At 76.4% G+C, this 3,480-nt stretch carries 3 protein-coding genes; all 3 read right to left on the reverse strand.

Features of this window, described 5'->3' with window-relative positions:
- Window positions 1-189 precede the first annotated feature (189 nt).
- The 3 genes from L1885_RS25685 to L1885_RS25695 all read right to left on the reverse strand — a co-directional run bounded on the left by L1885_RS25685 (window position 190) and on the right by L1885_RS25695 (window position 3,314).
- Window positions 190-753: a universal stress protein gene (locus L1885_RS25685; protein ID WP_308117401.1), complete on the reverse strand. Its 564-nt coding sequence runs from the start codon at window positions 751-753 to the stop codon at window positions 190-192.
- Between the two features lie 167 nt (window positions 754-920).
- Window positions 921-1,415 (reverse strand): GNAT family N-acetyltransferase, encoded by a 495-nt coding sequence (locus tag L1885_RS25690; protein WP_235799553.1) that lies wholly within the window; start codon window positions 1,413-1,415, stop codon window positions 921-923.
- Window positions 1,416-1,595: 180 nt separating this feature from the next.
- The gene (locus L1885_RS25695) at window positions 1,596-3,314 is read right to left on the reverse strand and encodes an IlvD/Edd family dehydratase (protein ID WP_235799554.1); all 1,719 of its coding nucleotides are present in this window, start codon (window positions 3,312-3,314) and stop codon (window positions 1,596-1,598) included.
- Window positions 3,315-3,480: the final 166 nt, after the last annotated feature.

Here is a 3,480-nt window from a genome sequence, read left to right on the forward strand (position 1 = left end):
GTGCGCGGCACAGCGACACGACACGCCGCGTGACCTCGCCTCAAGACCCCCGCGCCGCGCTCGTGTCGGGACGGCGGCTTCCCTCGGCTGTGCGGCGCGCCGACGCGCGGCGGGCGCGGCCTGCCGCCTCTCGGAGGACGCGCGGAGCCACGGGTCCGGGTGCGCGGCCCCGCCCGCGGCCCCGGGAGGTCAGGGGCGGTGCGGCGGCGCTCCCGGCGGCCCGGGGTGTCGCGCCGGTCCCGGGTGTTCCGGCGGCTCCGGGTGTCCCGGCGGCTCCGGCGGGATGGTCGTGAGGTCCGGGACGTGCTCCGGCCAGACGAGCAGGACCTGGCAGGGCGCGTGGTCGACGACGAACCGGCTCGTCGGCCCGAGGCTGTGCGGGCCGAGCCGCTCCCGGTCACCGTCGCGCGCGACGACCAGCAGGTCCGCGTCGCCCGCCGCCGCCACGACCTCGCGCTCCACCCGTCCCGTCAGGGCGCGCCGCTCGCAGGGCAGGCCGAGTCTCGCCGCCGCCTCCTCCAGGAGTTCCGCGGCCGACGCGGCCTCCAGGTCCTCCAGTTCCCTGCCGGGGTCGTGGCTCGCCCGTCCCCGGCCGAGGAGCCCCGCGAACGCCCCGTGCGCGATGCCGGGCACCTCCGCATCGCTCACGTGCAGCAGGGTCACTGACGCGCCGTCGGGCGCGTGGGCGCGTACGGCGTCGACACAGGCCGGCCACGTGCCCTCGACGATCCAGGCCATCACGTTCTCGCTCACGCCCTCCAACCTGTCACACGGCAAGCCGGTCGCGGGCGTTGACGTACCACGCGGCCGGTACCTGACGGCGTGTCGCGGCGCGGCCCGGGGCGTGAGAGGGCTCCGGGGCGTACCGGCGTGTCGCGCCCGGGCCGGCGGGCGACCGAGCGGGCGGGTGGGTGGGTCGGTCAGCCCAGGGGCCGGTTCAGGCCGTGCACCGTCACCGGGGCGCCGTACAGATCGTCCTCGCGCAGGGGGGCGAAGCCGAGCCGCTCGGCGACCCGTACAGAGGGCGTGTTGCCGTGCCGGATCATGGCCGTGACGTACGGGACGGGCAGGGTGTCCCAGGCCCAGTCCAGGCAGGCGCGCGCGGCCTCCGTCGCGTACCCCCGGCCCCAGACCTCGGCGGCGAACGTCCAGCCCAGCTCGGTCTCGTCGAACTGCTCCCAGTACTGGAGGCCGGTGCGGCCGACGAACGCGCCGCCGTCCTTCAGCTCCACCGCGCACAGGCCGTGCCCGCGCTCCGCCCACTGCTTCTCGATGCCGGCCAGGCGCTCCTGCGCGCGCTCCCGGGTGTAGGAGCCGACGAACCGGTTGACCCGGTCGTCCGCGTGCAGCGCGACGAACGCGTCCGTGTCCGCGCACGTCAGGGGGCGTATCACCAGGCGTTCCGTCTCGATCATGCGTCCGATCGTACGGCCTGCCGGCGACGCCGGAGCCGGAAGGCGGCACAGGGGCCGCCCGGCCGCACGGGCGAGCCGCGCCCAGGGGACGCGAAGGGCGCGGCGACCCGCCGCGGGGCGGCCGGCCCGTCAGGAGGCCCGCCGTCGGGGGGCGTCCGGGCGGGCCGGCCGCCGCGCCGCTCAGTGGGACTCCCGGCCCACCCCGCGCCCCGACGAGCCCGTCAGGAAGTCGAGGTCGGCGCCGGTGTCGGCGCCGGAGACGTGGTCGATGTAGAGCCGCTCCCAGCCGCGGGCCGGCGCGGCGTACGCGTCCGTGGTCGCCCGGTCGGGCGTGCGGGCGGCGAGTTCGTCCTGCGGCACGTCGAGGGTCAGCGTCCGGCCCTCGACGTCCAGTTCGACGACGTCCCCCGTGCGCACCAGGGCGAGCGGCCCGCCCGCCGCGGCCTCCGGCGCGACGTGCAGGACGACGGTGCCGTACGCGGTCCCGCTCATCCGCCCGTCGCACACCCGCACCATGTCCCGCACGCCCTCGGCCAGCAGCTTCTTGGGCAGCGGCATGTTGGACACCTCAGGCATGCCCGGATAGCCCTTGGGGCCGCAGCCGCGCAGGACGAGCACCGAATCGGCGTCCACGTCGAGGTCCGGGTCGTCGACGCGGGCGTGGAAGTCCTCGATGCTGTCGAAGACGACGGCGCGCCCGCGGTGGTGCAGCAGGTGCGGGGAGGCAGCGGCCGGTTTGACGATCGCGCCGTCGGGCGCGAGGTTGCCGCGCAGCACGGCGATGCCGGCGGCCTCCCGCAGCGGTTCCTCGCGGGGCCGGATGACCTCGCGGTCCCAGATCCGCGCGTCGTCCAGGTGGTCCACGAGCGGGCGGCCGGTGACGGTGAGCGCGCTCGGGTCGAGCAGGTCGCGCACCTCCCTGAGCACGGCGAGCAGGCCGCCCGCGCGGTGCAGGTCGTCCATGAGGAAGCGCCCGGCGGGCTGGAGGTCGACGAGGAGGGGGACGCGGGAGCCGATGCGGTCGAAGTCGTCGAGCGTGAGGGCGACGCCGAGGCGCCCGGCGATCGCGAGGAGGTGCACGACCGCGTTCGTGGAGCCGCCGATGGCGGCCAGGGCCACGATCGCGTTGTGGAAGGAGGCGCGCGTCAGCACCGAGCTGGGCGTGCGGTCCTCGCGCACGAGTTCGACGGCGAGCTTCCCGGTGGCGTGCGCGGACTCCAGCAGCCGGCTGTCGGGGGCGGGGGTGCCCGCGATGCCGGGCACGACCGTGCCGAGCGCCTCGGCGAGCAGCCCCATGGTGGAGGCGGTGCCCATGGTGTTGCAGTGGCCGCGGCTGCGGATCATCGCGGACTCGGACCGGATGAAGTCCTCACGGCCGAGCGTCCCGCCGCGCACCTCCTCGCTGAGCCGCCAGACGTCGGTGCCGCAGCCGAGGGCCTTCCCGCGGAACGTGCCGGTGAGCATGGGGCCGCCGGGGACCACGACGGCGGGCAGGTCCACGGAGGCGGCCGCCATCAGCAGGGACGGGATGGTCTTGTCGCAGCCGCCGAGGAGCACCACGCCGTCGACGGGGTTGCCGCGCAGCATCTCCTCCGTGGCCATGGCGGCCATGTTCCGCCACAGCATCGCGGTGGGGCGCAGGAGCGTCTCGCCGAGGGAGACGACGGGCAGGTTGAGCGGGATGCCGCCGGCCTCGTGGACACCGTCGCGGACCGACGAGGCGACCTCGTCGAGGTGCGCGTTGCAGGGGGTGAGGTCGGAGGCGGTGTTGGCGATGGCGATGTGCGGCCGGCCGGAGAACGCGTCGGACGGCAGCCCCCTGCGCATCCAGGCGCGGTGGATGTAGCCGTCGCGGTCGTCGCCGCCGTACCACTGGGCGCTGCGCAGGTGCGACGTCATCGGCTCTCGACCTCCGGGTGCGGTGCTGCGGGGGCGTCCGGGCGCGGGGCGCCGGGCGGGGCGCAAGATCCACGACTGTACGCGCCGGGCCCCGGGGCGGGAAGAGCGCGCCCGGACGGCCGCGCCATGTCGCCGGACGGCCTCCGCCGGGCGGCCCCGCGCCGCG

Origin of the sequence: Streptomyces fuscigenes, assembly GCF_021556455.1 — a bacterium.
Taxonomy (GTDB): domain Bacteria; phylum Actinomycetota; class Actinomycetes; order Streptomycetales; family Streptomycetaceae; genus Streptomyces; species Streptomyces fuscigenes.